The organism is Pseudophaeobacter sp. TrK17, assembly GCF_042192375.1.
In the GTDB taxonomy this organism is placed as follows: domain Bacteria; phylum Pseudomonadota; class Alphaproteobacteria; order Rhodobacterales; family Rhodobacteraceae; genus Pseudophaeobacter.
The window spans coordinates 4,287,484-4,305,974 of record NZ_CP071700.1 but is presented as its reverse complement, the minus strand read 5'-3'; the positions used below and the strand labels follow the sequence as shown (position 1 = coordinate 4,305,974).

Here is an 18,491-nt window from a genome sequence, read left to right as displayed (position 1 = left end):
GCGCGTTAAATCACTAAAAACCTTATTTTGGGCGTGCCCCCGCACGCCGCACAGGAGCACCCACATGGCCCCCATCGACCCGGTTCGTCTGACTGCGGATTTGATCCGCTGCCCCTCTGTAACCCCTGTAGAAGGTGGCGCGCTGCAGATGTTGCAAGAGCTGCTGTCGCAAGCTGGGTTTACCTGCACAAGGGTGGATCGCGGTGGCATTTCCAACCTCTTTGCCCGCTGGGGGGACAAGGGCCATGGGCGCAGCTTTGGCTTTAATGGCCATACCGATGTAGTGCCCCTGGGGGATGAGGCCGCCTGGACCATGCCACCCTTTGGCGCTGAGATAAAAGACGGGGTGATGTATGGCCGGGGCGCAACCGACATGAAATCTGGCGTTGCGGCCTTTGCCGCCGCCGCCATTGATTTTGTCACCGACACCCCACCCGACGGCGCGGTGATCCTGACCATCACCGGCGATGAGGAAGGCGATGCCATCGACGGCACCACTGCCTTGCTCGACCATATGGCGGCAACCGGGGAAAAGATGGATGTCTGTCTGGTTGGTGAACCCACCTGCCCCACAACCATGGGCGAGATGATCAAGGTCGGCCGCCGCGGTTCGATGTCCGCCTGGTTCACCGTGACCGGCAAGCAGGGGCACTCCGCCTATCCCCACCGTGCCAATAATCCGCTCAATGCCATGGCGCGGCTGATGGACCGCCTGGCCAGCCACCAATTGGACCAGGGCACCGATCATTTTGATGCCTCGACCCTGGCGGTTGTGACCATCGACACCGGCAACCCTGCGACCAATGTGATCCCGGCCCAAAGCCGCGCAACGGTGAACATCCGCTTCAACGACAGCCACAGTGGCGCCAGTCTCAGCAGCTGGTTGCAGAGCGAGGTGGACCGGGTCACGGCAGAATTTGGCGTCGCAATCGAGATGAAGATAAAAATCTCCGGTGAGAGCTTTCTCACCCCGCCCGGTGCTCTGTCGGATCTGGTTGCAGGTGCCGTGGAGGCCGAGACGGGGATCAAACCCGAGCTGTCGACCACCGGCGGCACCTCGGATGCGCGCTTTGTCAAACATCACTGCCCGGTGGTTGAGTTTGGCCTGGTCGGAAAGACGATGCATCAGGTTGATGAATGTGTGCCGGTTGAACAGATCACCCAGCTGAAATCCATCTATGCCCGCATCCTGAAAGACTATTTTGCATGAGCATCACAATCGCCGAGACCCGGGATTTTGCCACCTGCCTTGCCCTGCGCCACACCGTTTTTGTCAAAGAACAAGGCGTGCCAGTCGCGGAAGAACAGGACGCGTTTGACGCAGTCGCAACCCATCTGTTGGCACAGGACGGCAGCACCCCGGTTGGCACCGCGCGCATCCTGTTTCAGGGCGATGTGGCAAAGGTCGGTCGGGTCTGTGTGCTGCAAAGCGCTCGTGGCACTGGCCTCGGGGCGGATATTATCCGCGCAGCCATCGAAATTGCGCAAAAGACACCCGGCATCGCCCGCGTCAAACTCGGCGCCCAGATCCACGCGCTGGGGTTCTACACCAAGCTCGGCTTTCAGGCCTTTGGACCCATCTATGATGATGCTGGCATTGATCACCGCGATATGGTGTTGGAGCTGGCGTGAGGCCGGTTCTGATCATCATGGTGAAAGAGCCACGCCCCGGCCGGGTCAAAACCCGGCTTGGGCGTGACATTGGCAAAATCGCCGCCACCTGGTGGTTTCGCCATCAATCTGCCCGGCTGATCCGCCGCTTGCGAGATCCCCGCTGGGAGCTCGTTCTGGCCGTTGCGCCAGATCTGGCCGTCACCTCGCGCGTCTGGCCTGGCGATTTGGCCCGTCAGCCGCAGGGGCGGGGGGATCTGGGACAGCGCATGGGGGCAATGCTGCGCAAATTTGGCCCCGGACCGGTCTGCCTGATTGGCGCCGATATCCCCGGCGTGACCCGCGCCCATATTGCCCGCGCCTTTGCCGCGCTTGGGGGGCATGACGCAGTCTTTGGCCCCGCACTGGATGGCGGCTATTGGCTGGTCGGGACCAAACACCCCAAACGCCTGCCCCGCAGCCTGTTTCGCAATGTGCGCTGGTCCAGCGAACAGGCGCTGGCGGACAGCTTGCGCAGCCTGCCCGGCTATCGCATTGCGCTCACTGATCAGCTTAGGGATGTCGACACTGCGGCGGATCTGCCCGACCACCGATAGCAGAGTTGCATCTGACGCAGCGCTTTTGCCCATGACCTCTCCTCCCAGCCATGCTAGGCGGGGTATATGACCCGTATTCCCTCCAAGGCCGAGATCCTCGATTGGATCAGCGCCCACCCGACCCAGACATCGAAACGCGACATTGCCAAGGCTTTTGGCATCAAGGGCGCCGACCGGATTGATCTCAAGCGCCTGCTGAAGGAGCTGGAGGCCGAAGGGCATTTGCAAAAACGCAACAAAACCTATCGCGACCCCGAGCAATTGCCCCCGGTGACGGTGCTGCTGGTCAAGGCGCCGGACGAGAATGGCGATCTTTATGCCCAGCCGCTGGAGTGGCACGGCGAAGGGGTCGAACCGATCGTGCTGGTGGTAACCACCCCCGCAGGCCCTGCCCTGGGACAGGGTGACCGCATTCTGGCCCGGTTGAGCAAGGTGGATGGATCCGATCATCACTACGAGGCCCGCATCATCCGCCGCATTGGCGTGAACCCGAAACGGGTTATCGGCATCTTCCGCAAGGGCGCCGAGGGCGGCCGCATTGTGCCGATTGAAAAGTCCTCCTCCAATGAATGGATCGTGCTTGAGGACGCCATGCAGGGCGCCCGTGATGGCGAATTGGTCGAGGCCGAGCAGGCTGGCCCCAAGGGCCGCATGGGCCTGCCCCGCGCCCGCGTGATCAACCGGCTGGGCGATCCCTCTGCCCCCAAGGCGGTGTCGCTGATTGCCATTCACCAGCATGGTATTCCCGATGATTTCCCCAATGCGGTGGTGGCCGAGGCAGATGCTGCCAAACCCATGGGGCTATCGGGGCGCGAAGATCTGCGTGACATGCCGCTGATCACCATCGACCCGGCCGATGCCCGCGACCACGATGACGCCTGCTACGCCGAAGCGGATACCGATCCTCAGAACCCCGGTGGCCATATCATCTGGGTCGCCATCGCCGATGTTGCCGCCTATGTCAAAACCGGCGGCGAGCTGGACCGCGAGGCGCGCAAGCGCGGCAATTCCTCGTATTTCCCGGACCGCGTGGTGCCGATGCTGCCTGACCGGCTGTCTGGCGATCTGTGCTCGCTGCACGAGGGCGTACCGCGCCCCTGTCTGGCAGTGCGCATGCAAATCGACGCCGAGGGCAACAAGATTTCGCACCGTTTTGTGCGCGGGCTGATGCGGTCTGCTGCCTCGCTGCATTACGCAGAGGTCCAGGACGCCATGGATGGCCAGGTGACGGAGCGCACCGAGCGCTTTTTGGACCCGGTGATCAAACCGCTTTATGCCGCCTACACAGCGCTGAAAAAGGCCCGTGCCCGGCGCGAGCCGCTGGATCTGGACCTACCGGAACGCAAAATTGTGCTGAACGACAACGGTCAGGTCACCTCGGTGGCCTTTCGTGACCGGTTGGACGCGCATAAGCTGATTGAGGAATTCATGATCCTCGCAAATGTGGCCGCCGCCGAGACCCTGATCAAAAAGCGTTCGCCACTGCTGTTCCGGGTGCACGAAGAACCGGCCCCAGAAAAGCTGGAGTCCCTGCGGGAAACGGCCATGGCTGCTGGCTTTCCGCTGGCCAAGGGCCAGGTCTTGCAGACCAAGCACCTGAATGCCTTGCTCAATGGCGCAGCGGGCACCGATGACGCCGAGCTGATCAATATCTCGACCCTTCGGTCGATGCAGCAAGCCTATTACACACCTGAAAACTTTGGCCATTTTGGCCTGGCCCTGCGCAACTACGCGCATTTCACCTCGCCCATTCGGCGCTACGCTGACCTGATTGTGCATCGCTCGCTGATCTCCGCCCATGGCTGGGGAGACGATGGCCTGCAACCGGCAGAGATCGACCGCCTGGAAGAAACCGCCACTCATATTTCCGAAACCGAACGCCGCTCGATGATCGCGGAACGCGACACCACCGACCGCTACCTGGCGGCTTATCTGTCGGAACGGGTGGGCAGTGAGTTCACCGGCCGGATCAGCGGCATCGCCCGCTTTGGTGCTTTTGTGAAAATGGATGAGACCGGCGCCGATGGCCTGGTGCCGGTGCGCACCATTGGGCGGGAGTTTTTCCACTTTGACGCCGAGGCCGGCACCTTGATGGGGGCCGATACCGGGTTCACCATCTCGATTGGCCAGCGCGTCACCGTTCGCCTGACACAGGCGGCGCCAGTCACTGGCGGGCTGGAGCTGGAACTGTTGTCAATCGAAGAGGAAGCCCTGCCCAGAGGCGGCTATGCTGGCGGGGGCGGAAAGGGCGGCGGTCGTCGACGCAGCCCCGCAGGACATACCGCAAAACGCAAAAGCAGCAGGTCCAAACACAAGGCGGCAAAGGTCAAACGCAAGGTAGACCGCAAACGCCGCTGACCCTGGGCCGCTGACCTTGGGACGTGCTATTTTGCTGCCGTCTTTTTGCGCAGCCGATAGGTCAGGGCCTGTTCGATCAGCCAACCATGGCGCAGCGGATCTATCTCTGTGACCTGATCAAACAGAACTGCGCGGGTTCCATCCACCCGATCCCACATCGGATAGGCTGTCAGATACTCGGGTATCAGGCGGCTTTGGCAATGCACAAACAGGGCAAACCCTGCGGATTTTGGCACGCCCAGGCGGAGTGTTGTTCCGGCCTTGGTCTGCGGTGTCAGATAGGCCGGTTGGCCCCAGCGCAGCGTTTCTTCGATCTGCCCAATCTCTGGCCGAGCCCGAGCGATGTCAAAAATCATGTCGCGCAACAGCAAGAGCCCCTCACGGGCGGTCTCGTCCGGCAGGCGATATGCCGCTTCGATTTCTGGGCTTGAAAAAGGGTATTTCATCATCTCAGTTCGCGTTTTGGATCTGTTTGATCAGCATAGGCGCTTTGGCCCAAGTCACGAAACCCCAATAAAAAAGGAGGCCCAAGATCGCTGGGGCCTCCTTAATACTATTGTTTTAATTGCCGCGTTTAGCTTGGGCTCATGCCCCGCAGACGTTCCGAACGTCGCCGCAGCATTTCCACGGTTGCAAGCAACACGATAGAGATCGCGACCAGGATCGTCGCCACCGCCAGAATGGTGGGGGAGATCTGCTCACGCAGGCCGATGAACATCTGCCAGGGCAGGGTTTTCTGACCAGCCGAGCCGACAAAGAGAACCACCACAACCTCGTCAAATGAGGTGATGAAGGCAAACAGGCCGCCAGAGATCACACCAGGCAAGATCAAAGGCATCTGAATGCGGAAGAAGGTGGTCACCGGATCCGCACCCATATTTGCCGCCGCTCGGGTCAGCGAGCGGTCAAAACCCACCAGCGTTGCCGTCACGGTGATGATCACAAAGGGAATACCCAAGGCCGCGTGGGCCAAAACCACCCCGAGATATGTCCCCTGCAGGCCAATACGGCTGTAGAAGAAATACATGCCCGCAGCAGAAATGATCAGCGGTACGATCATTGGCGAAATCAGAATCGCCATGATGGCCCGACGGAACGGCACATGGGGTTGGCTGAGGCCGATCGCCGCCAAGGTTCCGAAAGTCACAGAGACAAGCGTAGCCATGGGGGCAATCTTCAGCGAGTTCCACATCGCGCTTTGCCAAGAATCGTTGCCAAAGAAATCGCGATAGTGTTTCAGCGAAAACCCTTCAGGATCCAGCCGCAGCATTTCCGGCGTGAAGGTAAAGAAGTCCTGCGCGTTAAAGCTCAGCGGGATGATCACCACGATCGGAGCAATCAGAAAGAAGAAGATAAGCCCGCAGATTACCCGGAAGGAATAGTACCAGGCCCGTTGGCCAGTGGTCGCATATGGAGGAAGTGCACTCATTGTCGGTTACCCCAGCTTCACGTTGTCGATGCCGACAATCTTGTCATAGACCCAGTACAGCAGCAGCACCACCGCCAGAAGGATCGCGCCCAGTGCCGCGCCCAGACCCCAGTTGCCCGATGTCGAGATATGATAGGCAATCAGGTTGGAGATGAAGGTCCCTTTGGTACCACCCACCAGGGCAGGCGTGATGTAGTAGCCAACCGCCAGGATGAAGACGAGGATCGACCCCGCGCCAATGCCCGGAATGGACTGAGGGAAATAAACCCGCCAGAAGGCTGTCCAGTTGGTGGCGCCCAGCGATTTGGCCGCCCGCAGATAGGTTGGCTGGATTGTCTGCATCACCGAATACATCGGCAGGATCATAAAGGGCAGCAGGATATGGGTCATCGCGATTATGGTGCCCAGTTCGTTGTTGATCAACACAAGTCGATTGTCATCACCAACCAGCCCTATCCAGACCAGCACGTCATTGATGACGCCTTGCTGTTGCAGCAGGATTTTCCAGGATGATGTCCGCACCAGCAGCGAGGTCCAGAATGGCAGCAGCACCAGGATCAGCAACATGTTGGCATTGCGGGTGGTGATATTGGCCAGCAGCCAAGCAACCGGATAGCCCAGCATAATGCAGCTGAAGGTGATGATCAGCGACATCCGCATGGTTCGGATCAACATGGTGTTGTAAATGCGTTCTGTCTCGGGACGGATCTCGGCACCATCAGCGCCCAGTTTCATGTCTACCGCATTGAGGAAATACCCCACGGTGTGGGTCCCGGAATATGTCTTGATGGTGCGCCACAGCTCGATATCAGCCCAGCCATCGTTGAGCTCGATCAGGCGCTCCTTGTAGGGGCCTTCGTTTTCGACATCCCATTTTCTGATCTTGCGGCCGGATTTACGAAACACCGAGGACAGGCCTGGGTTCTCGTAGTTCAGGCGCTTTGCCACTTTTGTGTGCACCTTGATCTCTGCCGCGGCCTTTAGATCCACCGCCAGCGCGGCAAAAACCGCTTCGTCTGGCAATTCCGATGAGGCGGGATCCCAGGATTCGAGCGCTGTCACCGTTTTGGGCAGGATTTCCTGAACGATTCGGTTGTCTACCGAACGGTACAGCATATCGCCAACAGGCAGGATGAAGGTCACAAGGATAAACAGGAGCAGCGGTGCAATCAGCATCAAAGCCCTGAGCTTCTGCAGCCGCAGTGCCTTCGCGAGGCTACGCTTTAGCGGCGTGCCATCAGCGGCCAGCACAGGGCCATTTTGGGTGGTGTCACTCATGGTGGGGGTCCCCGTCGGGTCTTTTTTGATTGGTGGAGAAAGGGCCCAGACAATGCCGGGCCCTTTCCCGTTATCACAACGAGGTCAGATTATTGGAGCAACCAGGCCTGGAATTTTGCGTCCAGATCATCACGGTTGTCTGCCCACCACTCATAGTCATAGGTGTGCACATTGCCAGAGTTGGCAGGATCTGTTGGCATGTGAGGCGCCATTTCGATGCCCAGCACTGCGTGCTTACCAACCAGCGGTGCCGAGGAGGCACGTGCAGGACCGTAAGAGATATACGCCGCCTGATCAGCAAGACGCTGAGTGTCGGTGGCGAACTTCAGGAAGTCCATTGCGCGGGCTTTGCGGTCCGCTGGCAGACCGGCGGGAACGATCCAGCCGTCCAGGTCAAAGGACTGCATGTCCCAGAGCATACCAATTGGCTGATCCTGCTCGGCAATCGCCGAGAACAGACGACCGTTGTAGGTCGAGCCCATGATCACTTCGCCATCGGCCAACAGCTGTGGTGTTTCCGCACCAGCAGACCACCAGACAACGCTGTCCTTGATGGTGTCGAGCTTGGCCAGGGCCTGTGTTACACCTTCGTCGGTGCCCAGAACGTCATAGATGTCGTCCTTGGCAACGCCGTCGCAGTACAAAGCCCATTCCATGTTGTCGATTGGGCGCTTCTGCAGCGAGCGTTTGCCTGGGAATTTCGCCAGGTCAAAGATGTCGCAAACAGAGGTAGGTGCCTCGGCGCCAACCAGGTCGGTGCGGTAGCCAAAGGTGGTCGAATAAACGATCTGAGGCACAAAGCAGTCAGAAACCAGCAGGTCGCCAAAGTCTTCCGAGGCAGGTGTGCCATCGGGGGCGGCGGCCAGATCTGCGTCGTGGTCCAGCTCTGCAGCGAGACCTTCGTCACACAGGCGCATGGCGTCAGACGCAACAACGTCGACCAGATCCCAGGTCACATTGCCGGCTTCGTTCATGGCGCGCAGCTTGGCAACCGCTTCAGCCGAGCTTTCGTCCCAGACGGCGCTAACGCCATCATTTGCCGCCAGGTAGGGCTCAACATAGGCTTTGTTCTGGCTGTCCTGATAGGCACCGCCCCAGGATACCAGGGTCAGTTCGTTTGCCATGTCTTCGGCAAAGGCCGCCGGCGCGATCAGCGCCGTGGTCATAGCCAATGCTGACAGTTTTGTCATCTTCATGAGAAGTCACTCCTTGTTGAATTTCGTTCGTTAATATTTACCCTCCCGGTCATACTCGCCGGGAGTTGTGCTTGTGTACGGTATGGATCAGGCGTCCAAGGCGTGGCAGTCGTCGGGCAACCAGCCAATTTCGATCTGCTGACCGGGTTTAAGACGGACCTGATCAGGCGCATTCCGTGTCTTGATGACAAATTCATCGTTGCCTGCAACGCGCAGGCGGGTGCGAAAGATGTCACCCATGTAGATGAATTCAAGCACTTCTGCCTTCAGGGTATGGACCCCTTCGGCAAGACGATCCTTGTTGTATTCAACGCGCTCTGGGCGAATCGAAACACGCGTCCGCTCGCCCGGCTTGCTGACGTTGACGGGCCGACAGTCGATCAGCTCACCACCGTCCAGCTGCACCAGCGCGACACCGTTGTTGATCTCTTTGACGGTGCCTTCGAGCGTGTTGTTTTCGCCGATGAACTGCGCAACAAAGCTGTTTTGCGGTTCTTCATACAGCTTGTCTGGCGGCGCCAGCTGCTGAATGCGGCCATCTTCAAACACCGCAACCCGGTCCGACATCGTCAGGGCTTCGGTCTGGTCATGGGTCACATAGACCACAGTAATGCCCAGGCGGTGCGCCAGGTGGGTGATTTCAAACTGCATCTTTTCCCGCAGCTGTTTGTCCAGCGCGCCAAGCGGTTCATCCATCAAAACCAGCTCGGGTTCAAACACCAGCGCCCGCGCCAGGGCGATACGCTGCTGCTGTCCACCAGAAAGCTGCGAAGGACGACGGCCACCAAAGCTGCCCATTTCCACCATATCCAGCGCGCGCTTTACCTTTTCCTCACGCTCGGATTTGCCCATCTTGCGGACTTCCAGCGGGAAGGAGAGGTTTTCGGCAATGGTCATGTGCGGGAACAGGGCATAATTCTGAAACACCATGCCGATGCCACGTTTATGCGGCGGGATGTTGTTGATCGAGGTGCCACCAAGGCGAATATCGCCGTGGGTTGCCGTCTCAAATCCAGCCAACATCATCAAGCAGGTGGTTTTACCGGAACCCGAGGGGCCCAACATGGTGAGGAACTCACCTCTGGGCATAATGAGGTTCAGGTCTTTTACGACAAGATTTTCACCATCGTAGCTCTTTTGCACGCGTTCGAATTCTACGAACGCGTCAGTATTAGACGCATCAGCCAAAGCAGGCTCCCCGTTTTTTTATAATCGGCAGATTGGTTCTGCGCTTCTGACGTGATGTAAGCATACCCTTGCCGGGGGATGCAACCGCATCATCCATTAATAATTATCAGACCAGCTTAGGCCGCAACGATAGACACTTTGGACTCGCAGCGACCCCCAGCGACAGATTTGCGACAGATTTGTGCAGTTTCCGCTAACATTGAGGAACTCTTGTTCACCATAAACAAAAAGGCCTCGCACCTGATGGGGTGCAAGGCCTGGGGTGCTTTGGCCAGGCTGTTCTTTGCCGCGCAGGGTCAGGCGCTGTGCAGCAGATCCTTTTCCTGCAGGATTGCATAACACTCATCCAGCGAGCTCCGCGCCCGCGCGATCAGGACATCAATCTCCTCAGGGGTGATCACCAGTGGTGGCGAAATAATCATCCGATCGCCCACATGCCGCATAACGAGGTTATTGGCAAAGCAGCGCTCGCGGCAGATAAACCCAACAGTTCCCGCCTCGGTCGCAAAGCCCGCCCGGCTGTCTTTGTTCGGAACCAGCGCAATCGACCCCATCATGCCGACAATCTTGGCTTCGCCCACCAGCGGGTGATCTGCCAGCGCTTCCCATTTCTCTTTCAGATAGGGCGCCGCAACATCCTGAACATGACCAACGACATTCTCTTCTTCGAGAATACGCAGGTTTTCCAGCGCCACAGCCGAGGCCACGGGATGGCCGGAATAGGTATAGCCATGGTTAAACTCATCCGAGCCAATGACCGCTGCAACTTCATCGCTGACAATTGAGCCGCCGATGGGCGCGTAGCCAGACGACAACCCCTTGGCGATGGTCATGATATCCGGACGAATTCCCATGGTTTGCGAGCCAAACCAATTGCCGGTGCGACCAAACCCACAGATCACCTCATCCGCGATCAGCAGGATTTCATATTTGTCGCAGATGCGCTGGATCTCAGGCCAATAGGTGGCAGGCGGCACGATAACACCGCCAGCGCCCTGGACAGGTTCAGCGATAAAGGCGGCAACCCGATCTTCGCCCAGTTCCAGAATCGCGGCTTCCAGCTCCTGCGCTCGTGCCAAACCAAAATCATCCTCGGAGGTGTCGCCACCTTCGGCCCACCAATGGGGCTGGTTGATGTGGTGAATATCCGGGATCGGCAGCCCGCCCTGCGCGTGCATCCCGCTCATACCGCCCAGCGAGCCACTGCCCACAGAAGAGCCGTGATAGGCATTATGGCGACTGATAATAACCGATTTTGTTGGCTTACCCTTCAGCGCCCAATAGTGCCGCACCATACGGATATTGGTGTCGTTTGCCTCAGATCCTGAACCCGCAAAAAACACGTGGTTCAAATCACCTGGTGCCAGCTCAGCAATTTTGGCGGCCAGTGCAATCACCGGCACATGGGTGGTTTGGAAAAAGGTGTTGTAATAGGGCAGTTCCCGCATCTGGCGCGCAGCCACATCGGCCAGCTCATCGCGGCCATAGCCAATGTTGACACACCACAGGCCCGCCATGGCGTCTAGGATCTCATTTCCCTCACTATCCGTCAGGGTAACACCCGTCGCACGGGTAATGATGCGGCTGCCCTTTTCGGCCAATTCGCCGTTTGCGGTAAAGGGGTGCATATGGTGGGCAGCATCCAAAGCCTGCAATTCGGCCGTGGGCATGTGATTGGTGATCGCGTTCATCAGGCAGACTCCGTCAATGAGAGATTAGCCCTATAATATGATCAAATTTCACCTTGTCAATCGAATCAGTTGGCGCTGACCAGCCCCTGACTCACTTGTTCCATGCCCTGTTCGACGTCTTTTTCCATCGCCAGCGCCACTTTTTCTGCCTCCCCCTGACGCATGGCCTCGATGATGTCCTTATGGCGGTCCGGGAAACTCTGGGTGCCAAAGCGACCGCAGACCACCCGCAGCGAAGGACCAAAGCGCAGCCACAGCCGGTCTGCCAAATCCGACATGATCGGCGCGTCGGCACAGGCATAGAGTTCGGAGTGGAAGCTGTAGTTCTGCACCAAATAGCCGGTGACATCCCCCGCAGAAATCGCCTGATCCAGGGCGGTATCAATGGCTTCTAAACGGGCGATCTGATCGGCAGATATGCGCAGAGCAGCCCGGCGTGCAAGCTCTGACTCTATTGTTTTTCTTACGAAAATCAGCTCGTCTATATCCTCGGACCGCAGCAAGGGAACCGAGACCCGGCGGTTGCCCTGAAACATCAAAGCCCCATCGGAAATCAACCGCCGAATGGCCTCACGTACCGGGGTCATGCCCGCCCCCAATGACTCGGTCAGCCCCTGGATGGTGACCGCCTGCCCGGGGGCCAGCTCGCCAAAGAGAATTTGCGCGCGCATCTTTTGATAGACGGTCTCATGGGCGGGCAGTTTTGGCCTATCATCCGGGGCGGCCTGGTCTGCGTGAGATGCTAATTTGGTCACCGACACTTGCGATTATCCTCCTAAATTTTGAGCAGCTTGCACGAAGTTCTGCCCGGTGGAAACATAAACAGTATTGCCGAATGAGGTAAAACTTGATCAAATCTAGTTCAGCCGGGCTCACACCGGTACCCACAGGGAGATTTCCATGACACTCAAAATGCTCACAACCACCACCGCCGTCGCCTTGCTCGGCTCGGTCGCCATGGCAGACGAAGTACGCGTCTACAACTGGTCCGACTATATTGATGAAGCACTGCTGGAAAAGTTCGAGACTGAAACCGGTATCGAACTGATCTACGATGTCTTTGACAGCAATGAACTGCTGGAAACCAAAATGCTGGCCGGTGGATCTGGGTATGACGTTGTGGTGCCCAGTGGCACATTCCTGCAGCGTCAGATTATCGCCGGGTCTTTCCAAAAGCTGGACATGTCCAAACTGCCCAACCACAAGAACATGTGGGATGTCGTGGAAACCCGCACCGAACAATATGACCCGGACAATGCCTATTCCATCAACTACATGTGGGGCACCACCGGCATCGGCGTAAACATCGGCAAAGTCAAAGAACTGCTGGGCGAGGATGCGCCGATCAACTCGCTTGAGCTGGTCTTTAACCCCGCCAATATGGAAAAGCTGAGCGAATGCGGCGTGCACTTCCTGGATGCGCCTGCTGAAATGATCCCGGCCGCGCTGAAATACATCGGCGAAGACCCCAACAGCCATGACCCCGAGGTGCTGGCCAAGGCCGAAGCCGTCTTCATGGGCATTCGCCCCTATATCCAGAAATTCCACTCGTCCGAGTATATCAATGGTCTGGCGAACGGCGATATCTGCGTTGCTGTTGGCTGGTCCGGGGACGTGCTGCAGGCCCGCGACCGCGCTGCTGAGGCCGACAATGGCGTCGAAATCGCCTATCATGCAGCCGTCGAGGGCGCGCAGATGTGGTTTGACCAGATGGCCATCCCAGTTGATGCACCAAACCCGGATGCGGCACATGCCTTCCTGAACTTCATCATGGATCCGCAGAATATGGCGGCCGCATCGAACTATGTGTATTACGCCAACGGCAACATGGCCTCGCAAGAGTTCCTGGCCGAAGACGTGATCGGCGATCCGGCGATCTACCCCGATGCGGATACACTGGCCAATCTCTTCACCACCACCCCCTATGCCCCCAAGGTACAGCGTGTGGTGACCCGCATGTGGACCAAAATCAAATCAGGCACCTGATCTCAGACGCTTGATCCGGCAGGGCGCCCAGCGCGCCCTGCCTTTGCCTAATTGCGACAAACCTCTGATTGCGCAGCTTGCAGCCCGCGTTTTCAGAAATTGCGGGGGACGCAGCTTGACCATTCCTGTATTCGAACCCTGGAACGATCCAGAGGCCAAGCCTTTGATCCAGTTTCAGAACGTCACAAAACGATTTGGTGATTTCACGGCGATCGACGACCTGACCATCGGCATCTATGAGAAAGAGTTCTTTGCGCTTTTGGGCCCATCGGGCTGCGGCAAGACCACCATGATGCGGATGCTTGCCGGGTTTGAAACCCCCTCTGAGGGAAAGATCTTTCTGGCCGGTCAAGACATGGCGCCGGTGCCTCCGAACAAGCGCGCCACCAATATGATGTTCCAGTCCTACGCGCTGTTCCCGCATCTGAGCATCTGGGAAAACATCGCCTTTGGCCTGAAGCGCGAAGGCATGGCCAAGCCCGAGATCAGCAACCGAGTGGACGAAATGCTGCGCCTGACCCGGCTGGAGAAATTTGCCAGCCGCAAGCCGCACCAAATATCGGGCGGTCAGCGTCAGCGGGTTGCTCTGGCACGCTCACTTGCCAAAAAGCCCAAGCTTCTGCTGCTGGATGAACCCCTGGGTGCGCTAGACAAAAAGCTGCGTCAGGACACCCAGTTTGAGCTGATGGACATTCAGGAAAAGACCGGCACCACCTTTGTCATTGTGACCCATGACCAGGAAGAGGCGATGACCGTCGCCAGCCGCGTCGCGGTAATGGACAACGGCAGGATCATCCAGGTCGCGACCCCGGACCGTATCTATGAAACGCCCAATTCGGTCTATGTTGCTGATTTCATCGGCGAGGTGAACATCATCGGCGGGACCGCCACCCCAAATGGCGAAGACAGCTATTCAATTGCCTGGAAGGACGGGCAAGCGCCCCTGAATGTCAAATCGCCAAACCCTTTCTCCGACGGTCAGCCCTGTCATCTGGCGATACGCCCAGAGAAAGTCACCATTACTTCTGACAAACCCACTGATGTCGATAATGCGGTGGAGGGAAAGATCCTCGATATCGCGTATCTCGGCAATATCTCCACCTATCATGTCGAACTGCCCTCTGGCGCGGTGATCAAGGCGCAAAGCGCCAACACCCGCCGCATTTCACGTCGTGCTTTCACTTGGGAAGACACTGTCTGGCTGTCCTGGACCGCCACGGCAGGCGTTCTGTTGGCTGAATAATGCGCCGCTTTACCCTGATCGCTGTCCCGTATCTCTGGCTCTTGGCGCTGTTTTTGGTGCCCTTTGTCATCGTGTTTAAGATCTCGCTTTCCGATGTGGCCCTGGCGCGTCCGCCCTATACGCCGCATTTTGACTGGGCGACCGGTATCTGGGCCTTCCTGTCAGAGCTGGATTTTGAAAACTTCGCCTGGTTGACCCAGGATGATCTGTATTGGAAAGCCTATCTCAGCTCGCTGAAGATCGCCCTGATCTCGACCACGCTGACGCTCTTGGTTGGCTATCCGATGGCCTATGCCATGGCCCGCGCGCCCGAAGAATGGCGTGCAACCCTGATGATGTTGGTGATTCTGCCGTTCTGGACCAGCTTCCTGATCCGGGTTTATGCTTGGATGGGTATCCTGTCGAACGAAGGCTTTCTCAATCAGTTCTTGCTGTGGACCGGGGTGATTTCCGAACCGCTCACCATCCTCAACACCAATACCGCCGTCTATATCGGTATCGTTTACACCTATCTGCCCTTTATGATCCTGCCAATCTATGCCGCCCTTGAACGGCTGGACGAATCGCTGATTGAAGCCGCCGAGGATCTGGGCTGCTCGCGCTTGTCGGCCTTTTGGTTGGTGACCATTCCGCTGTCGAAAAACGGCATCATCGCCGGCTGTTTTCTGGTCTTCATCCCGGTGCTGGGCGAATTCGTCATTCCATCGCTGCTGGGCGGATCTGACACGCTGATGATCGGTAAGGTCCTGTGGGAAGAGTTCTTCTCCAACCGCGACTGGCCCGTGGCATCTGCAGTGGCAGTTGTGCTGTTGCTGCTCTTGATCATTCCCATCGTGCTGTTCCAGCGCAATCAGCAAAAACAGCAGGAGGCCGAACAATGAAACGCATGAGCTGGTTCAATACCGTCTCGCTGACGCTTGGCTTTGCCTTCCTCTATGTGCCGATGCTGATTCTGGTGATCTACAGTTTCAACGAAAGCAAACTGGTCACCGTCTGGGCGGGGTTCTCGACCAAATGGTACGGCGAGTTGATGCAGAACGAGGCCTTTCTCAACGCCGCATGGGTGACGATCAAAGTCGCGGTGGTCTCGTCAACAATTGCAACGGTTCTGGGCACCATGGCCGCCTATGTTCTGGTGCGTGGCGGACGGTTTATGGGGCGTACCCTGTTTTCAGGGATGATCTACGCACCCCTGGTGATGCCCGAAGTCATCACCGGCCTATCGCTGCTTTTGCTGTTCATCGGCATCGGGTTGGATCGCGGTGTGCTGACCATCGTGCTGGCCCATACGACGTTTTCCATGTGCTATGTTTCGGTGGTGGTCTCTTCACGGCTGGTGACCTTTGACAGGTCGCTGGAAGAGGCCGCGCTGGATCTGGGCTGTTCCCCCGCCGAGGCCTTTCGCCTGGTCACCCTGCCAATTATCGCGCCTGCGGTGGTGTCGGGCTGGCTTCTGGCCTTTACCCTGTCGCTGGACGATCTGGTTATCGCCTCCTTCACCTCGGGACCTGCGGCCACAACCCTGCCGATCAAGATCTACTCGGCGGTGCGCCTTGGTGTGTCTCCTGAAATCAATGCGCTTTCGACCCTGATGATCGCGATTGTCACCATCGGCGTCCTTACCGCCTCGCTGGTGAACAAACGCCAGATCGTACGGCAAAAGCGCGATGAAAATGCCGCGGAGCGCAGCTGATGCGGCGGATCTTTTCCGCCTATGCCTATGGTCCCGGCCCCCGCGAAAATTGCTGGTGGGATGAGACCATAGCCGCCCCTCTCTGGCCTCTGCAGGCCGGAGAGATGCAGGTTGACGTTGCAGTCATCGGTGGTGGCTTTACCGGAATGTCAGCTGCGCTGCATCTGGCAGAAAGCGGTGCCCGCGTTGCGGTTCTGGAGGCGGAAACCCCCGGCTGGGGCGCCTCCGGGCGCAACGGCGGCTTTTGTTGCCTGGGCGGTACCATGCTGTCGGGCAGCGCCATGCAGCGCAAGTTCGGCGATGAAGCCACCAGAACCTATATGGAGGGAGAGCTGGCCGCCATTGATCTGGTACGCGGCCTGCTGGATCGCCACGGGATCGCCGCAGACACCCATTCCAAGGGGGAAACCCGGATGGCGCACAGCCCGCGCGCCATGGCCGCCCTGCGTCGCGAAGCCGAGGAAATCACCGCGGCGGGCGGCACCGCGCATCTTCTGGAACAAGACGCGCTCGCAGATCAGGGTCTGAACGGAACCTTCTTTGGCGCCCTGACAGCACCTGTTGGGTTTGGCCTCAACCCGCGCAAGTATCTGTTTGGCATTGCCCGCGCCGCTGAAAACGCAGGTGCCAGTCTTTTCCAAAACAGCCCCGTAACCCACCTGACCGCCGCGTCCGACGGGCATCTCCTAACCACCCCTGGTGGGCAGGTTCGCGCCCAACAAGTGATCATTGCCACCAATGGCTACTCATGGGACGGTCTGCCAAAGTGGCTGTCAGGTCGGTATCTGCCCGCGCAATCAAGCGTCATGGTCACCCGCCCTTTGACGGATAACGAGTTGCAGGCACAGGGCTGGTTCAGCGATCAGATGGCCTATGACACCCGCAACCTGCTGCACTATTTCCGCCTGATGCCGGACCGTAGGTTCCTGTTTGGTATGCGCGGCGGGCTGTTTGCCTCGCCCCGTGCAGAGGCCTCTATTCGCCGACTTCTGCGCAAGCATTTTGAGACCATGTTTCCGGCCTGGCGTGGCGTAGAAGGCACCCATTTCTGGTCCGGGATGGTCTGCATGTCGCGCAACCTTGTGCCCTTTGTTGGGCCGGTTCCCGATAATCCGGGGATGTTTGCGGGGCTGTGCTATCACGGCAATGGCGTCGCCATGGGCAGCTATGCCGGCCGGTTGCTGGCGGATCTGTTACAGGGCCGCGCGCCTGATCTGCCCTATTCGCCGGTGATGCAGGGCATGGCCCGGTTTCCCTTTGGCCGCGCCCGCCGCATCGTCATGCCACCAGCCTATGCTCTGTTGGGAATGCAGGATTGATCCATGGCTGCCCGTTCCAGCTCAAACGCGTGCTGGTCCACCGGATTTCCATCCGCGCATCGCCACAGGCAATACGCCGCCATACGCCAGTGAAACCAAGGCTTTAACGACAGGTAGCGCCCCACGACCCCGGTATCAGGATAGGCCGCAAGAAAGGCCTCCTCTTCAGCCGGTGACAGCGCAGCGCCCCGGTACAGCACCTGCATGGCTGGTGACAAAAACAGCGCCAGATCCTCGCTTGGGTCGCCCATTTGCGGGCATTGCCAGTCGATCAGGGTCAGCGTGCCATCATGCGCCAATAGGTTTCCCGGCACCGGATCCCCGTGGATCAGCGACAGCAGCGGCAAAGGTGGCACCTGACCGATGGGGCGCAGTGCCCGCAGCTCTGCCACACGATCGGGGTCTGCGGTGCACCGGTTGAGAATCACATCCCCCTGCGCCTCCAGCGCGGCGCTGCCATTGACGCCGCGCGGCAAGCCGCTGAATTCGGGTTGGTCATGCAACCGACCCAAAAGCTGGGCAACATGGCCGCTGTCGCGCTGCCAGGGCGCTCCGGTGATATGACCATAAATCAGCCAGTCATGGCCTTCAAAGCGCCCCTCCCCCAACAGGACAGGCACCATGCCAGTCCCGGCAAGAGCCACAAGCGCGGCGACTTCCCGAGCGGGATCATTGGCAAACAGCGGATTGTCATGCTGACGCTGATAGAGCTTTACCACCCTGTCGCCACAGCGCCAGACCCGGTTAGAGCGCCCCCCCTGCAACGGCAAGGGCGCAGCGACATCTAGCCCCTGCGCCGTGAGCGATTGAAAAAACCGCTGGTCAAAATCTATATCCAGGCCTTGCAGGGCATCATACTCCGGTCGGTGCCCCGTTTAACCGCAGGGCACCCTCTCTAGACCT

The 18,491-nt window shown here is 58.6% G+C and carries 16 protein-coding genes and 1 pseudogene; 9 read left to right on the top strand and 8 right to left on the bottom strand.

Features of this window, described 5'->3' with window-relative positions; translation table 11 throughout:
- The first annotated feature begins 64 nt into the window (after positions 1-64).
- The 4 genes from dapE to rnr all read left to right on the top strand — a co-directional run bounded on the left by dapE (position 65) and on the right by rnr (position 4,565).
- Complete coding sequence (gene dapE / locus JZI28_RS20555) at positions 65-1,210, top strand: succinyl-diaminopimelate desuccinylase (protein WP_375698791.1); 1,146 nt, start codon at positions 65-67, stop codon at positions 1,208-1,210.
- Complete coding sequence (locus JZI28_RS20550; protein WP_297341757.1) at positions 1,207-1,632, top strand: GNAT family N-acetyltransferase; 426 nt, start codon at positions 1,207-1,209, stop codon at positions 1,630-1,632. Before dapE ends, JZI28_RS20550 begins: the two co-directional genes overlap by 4 nt.
- Positions 1,629-2,207 (top strand): TIGR04282 family arsenosugar biosynthesis glycosyltransferase, encoded by a 579-nt coding sequence (locus JZI28_RS20545; protein ID WP_375698790.1) that lies wholly within the window; start codon positions 1,629-1,631, stop codon positions 2,205-2,207. The genes JZI28_RS20550 and JZI28_RS20545 overlap by 4 nt, the downstream gene beginning before the upstream one ends.
- A 66-nt stretch (positions 2,208-2,273) precedes the next feature.
- On the top strand, positions 2,274-4,565 hold the full coding sequence (rnr, locus tag JZI28_RS20540; protein WP_375698789.1) for a ribonuclease R: 2,292 nt from the start codon (positions 2,274-2,276) through the stop codon (positions 4,563-4,565).
- A gap of 26 nt (positions 4,566-4,591) precedes the next feature.
- Here rnr and JZI28_RS20535 read toward each other — a convergent pair whose 3' ends face one another.
- The 7 genes and pseudogenes from JZI28_RS20535 to JZI28_RS20505 form a co-directional block, all read right to left on the bottom strand.
- Positions 4,592-5,014, bottom strand: a complete 423-nt coding sequence (locus JZI28_RS20535; RefSeq protein WP_375698788.1) for a DUF1801 domain-containing protein — start codon at positions 5,012-5,014, stop codon at positions 4,592-4,594.
- A gap of 125 nt (positions 5,015-5,139) precedes the next feature.
- Positions 5,140-5,985, bottom strand: a pseudogene (locus tag JZI28_RS20530) (ABC transporter permease); the annotation flags it as partial.
- A gap of 15 nt (positions 5,986-6,000) precedes the next feature.
- Complete coding sequence (locus JZI28_RS20525) at positions 6,001-7,272, bottom strand: ABC transporter permease (RefSeq protein WP_295449848.1); 1,272 nt, start codon at positions 7,270-7,272, stop codon at positions 6,001-6,003.
- An 89-nt stretch (positions 7,273-7,361) separates the two neighbouring features.
- Positions 7,362-8,468 (bottom strand): extracellular solute-binding protein, encoded by a 1,107-nt coding sequence (locus JZI28_RS20520; protein ID WP_297340160.1) that lies wholly within the window; start codon positions 8,466-8,468, stop codon positions 7,362-7,364.
- Between the two features lie 87 nt (positions 8,469-8,555).
- Positions 8,556-9,656 (bottom strand): ABC transporter ATP-binding protein, encoded by a 1,101-nt coding sequence (locus tag JZI28_RS20515; protein ID WP_295449842.1) that lies wholly within the window; start codon positions 9,654-9,656, stop codon positions 8,556-8,558.
- A 296-nt stretch (positions 9,657-9,952) separates the two neighbouring features.
- Positions 9,953-11,347: an aspartate aminotransferase family protein gene (locus tag JZI28_RS20510; RefSeq protein ID WP_375698787.1), complete on the bottom strand. Its 1,395-nt coding sequence runs from the start codon at positions 11,345-11,347 to the stop codon at positions 9,953-9,955.
- Positions 11,348-11,412: 65 nt separating this feature from the next.
- A complete protein-coding gene (locus tag JZI28_RS20505) occupies positions 11,413-12,108 on the bottom strand; it encodes a GntR family transcriptional regulator (RefSeq protein ID WP_375698786.1) in 696 nt (231 codons plus the stop codon).
- Between the two features lie 139 nt (positions 12,109-12,247).
- Between JZI28_RS20505 and JZI28_RS20500 the strand changes: the two genes are divergently transcribed.
- The 5 genes from JZI28_RS20500 (at position 12,248) to JZI28_RS20480 (ending at position 17,588) form a co-directional block, all read left to right on the top strand.
- Entirely contained in the window at positions 12,248-13,333 is a 1,086-nt protein-coding gene (locus tag JZI28_RS20500) for a polyamine ABC transporter substrate-binding protein (RefSeq protein ID WP_295449834.1), read from the top strand.
- Positions 13,334-13,448: 115 nt separating this feature from the next.
- On the top strand, positions 13,449-14,576 hold the full coding sequence (locus JZI28_RS20495; protein ID WP_297340157.1) for an ABC transporter ATP-binding protein: 1,128 nt from the start codon (positions 13,449-13,451) through the stop codon (positions 14,574-14,576).
- Entirely contained in the window at positions 14,576-15,457 is an 882-nt protein-coding gene (locus JZI28_RS20490) for an ABC transporter permease subunit (protein WP_295449828.1), read from the top strand. Before JZI28_RS20495 ends, JZI28_RS20490 begins: the two co-directional genes overlap by 1 nt.
- Positions 15,454-16,269, top strand: coding sequence for an ABC transporter permease (locus tag JZI28_RS20485; protein ID WP_295449825.1), 816 nt, complete (start codon positions 15,454-15,456; stop codon positions 16,267-16,269). The genes JZI28_RS20490 and JZI28_RS20485 overlap by 4 nt, the downstream gene beginning before the upstream one ends.
- On the top strand, positions 16,269-17,588 hold the full coding sequence (locus JZI28_RS20480; RefSeq protein ID WP_375698785.1) for an NAD(P)/FAD-dependent oxidoreductase: 1,320 nt from the start codon (positions 16,269-16,271) through the stop codon (positions 17,586-17,588). The genes JZI28_RS20485 and JZI28_RS20480 overlap by 1 nt, the downstream gene beginning before the upstream one ends.
- Here the strand turns inward: JZI28_RS20480 and JZI28_RS20475 are convergent.
- Entirely contained in the window at positions 17,561-18,307 is a 747-nt protein-coding gene (locus JZI28_RS20475; protein ID WP_375698784.1) for a phosphotransferase family protein, read from the bottom strand. The two genes, JZI28_RS20480 and JZI28_RS20475, sit on opposite strands and share 28 nt — an antisense overlap.
- Positions 18,308-18,491: the final 184 nt, after the last annotated feature.